This is a genomic window from Enterococcus sp. 6D12_DIV0197 (assembly GCF_002174385.1).
GTDB lineage: Bacteria > Bacillota > Bacilli > Lactobacillales > Enterococcaceae > Enterococcus_D > Enterococcus_D casseliflavus.
In genome coordinates, this window is record NZ_NIBN01000001.1 from 1,036,518 (window position 1) to 1,038,214 (window position 1,697).

The 1,697-nt window shown below is 30.8% G+C and carries 1 protein-coding gene; it reads left to right on the top strand.

The window, feature by feature from the left end:
* Positions 1-1,280 (top strand): glycoside hydrolase family 1 protein (locus A5867_RS04990; RefSeq protein ID WP_087627003.1); only part of this gene is annotated, 1,280 nt, incomplete at its 5' end.
* Between the last annotated feature and the right edge of the window lie 417 nt (positions 1,281-1,697).

A 1,697-nucleotide genomic window follows, 5' to 3' on the forward strand; every position in this document is an offset into this window, starting at 1 on the left:
CAGGAGTACCTGAAGGATCTATTTTTGATACGCAGGAAAAATATAAATATCCAAGTCATGAAACAATTGATTTTTATCATAATTTTAAAGAAGATATCAAACTCCTCTCTGAGTCAGGTATTAACTCATTTAGAATGTCAATTGCATGGAGTAGGATTTATCCAAATGGATATGATGAATCTCCCAATGAAAAAGGCCTTGAGTTTTACGAGAAGGTTTTTAAAGAGTTAAAGAAATATAATATTGAACCAATTGTTACATTATCTCACTATGAAATACCACTAGCATTAGTTAATAGTTGGGGAAGTTGGAGAGATACTAGAACTATTGAGTGTTTTGTAAAATATGCTAGAACAGTTTTTGAAAGATATTCTCCGTATGTTAAATATTGGATAACATTTAACGAAATGAACTGTATCGAAGCTCTACCATGGTTAGCTGGTGGGATTGATACCACGGATAAAATAGTTACTGAGAAAGCTGGATTTAATCAGTTAATTGCAGCTGCAAAAGTTGTGAAGTTAGGAAAGGAAATTAATCCAAACTTTCAGTTTGGAGGAATGGTTACTTACCCGGCAATGTATCCTTATAGTAGTAACCCTGCTGATAACATTCTGACCTGGCAAGCATCTCAATTTATTAATTTTTATTTAGATGTTCAATGCAGAGGGTATTATCCAAGCTATAAACTTAAGGCTCTAGAACAAACAGGAATCTCTCTTGATTTAAATCCGCAGAATGAAAAAATATTAAGGGAGGGAACCGTTGATTTTGTTGCAATATCATACTATCAGTCACTAGTAATCGCATCTGATGAGAGTTTAGAAAAATCAGATGGGAATTTAACGACAGGGATCAAAAACCCTTATTTAAAGGAATCTGAATGGGGGTGGCAAATTGATCCGACAGGATTAAGGGTTGCGCTAGCTCAGATATATGATAGATTCCAAATGCCGATCATGATTGTGGAGAATGGCTTAGGAGCAGAAGATAAAGTTGATGAATACAATGAAATAAATGATGATTATCGAATTAGTTATCTAAAAGAACATATCCATGCACTTAATCAATCCATCAATGAAGATGGTGTAGATGTTATTGGATATACTCCGTGGGGAATTATAGACGTTGTATGTGTATCAACTGGAGAAATAGCTAAACGATATGGAATCGTGTATGTTGATATAGATGATTTAGGAAACGGATCAGGAAAACGAATAAAGAAAAAATCATTCGAATGGTACAGAAAAGTAATTGAATCAAATGGAGAAGAACTTTAACTTAGATATAATTAAACAAAATTGCCGAAAGATAACATCTTTTGGCAATTTTTTTGTAAAAATAATTTTTATAGTAAGCCTGAACTTTGTTTCTTTTAAAATGTAAAGTAAGTATATTGGTTATTTTGTTTACAAAACATCAATTCGATAGATTTCAGTATAAAAAGTGGACTTATGTTCTATTATGGTTTAAGACCAGCATAATATTATTTAAAAAATATTGAAAATAGTAACCATTCAGTATTATTTATTGTTTAAATTTATAATTACAAAATATCGCTGAAAACTCTTGAAAAAGTCAGGAATTTTCTTTTTTTAATTATATCTTTTGGGTTATATATTATTTTTTGAGGAATATTTTCAGAAGATAATCTTTTTTCATAGTTGCAGTTGTTTGTACGCAAATAATATTTAGTT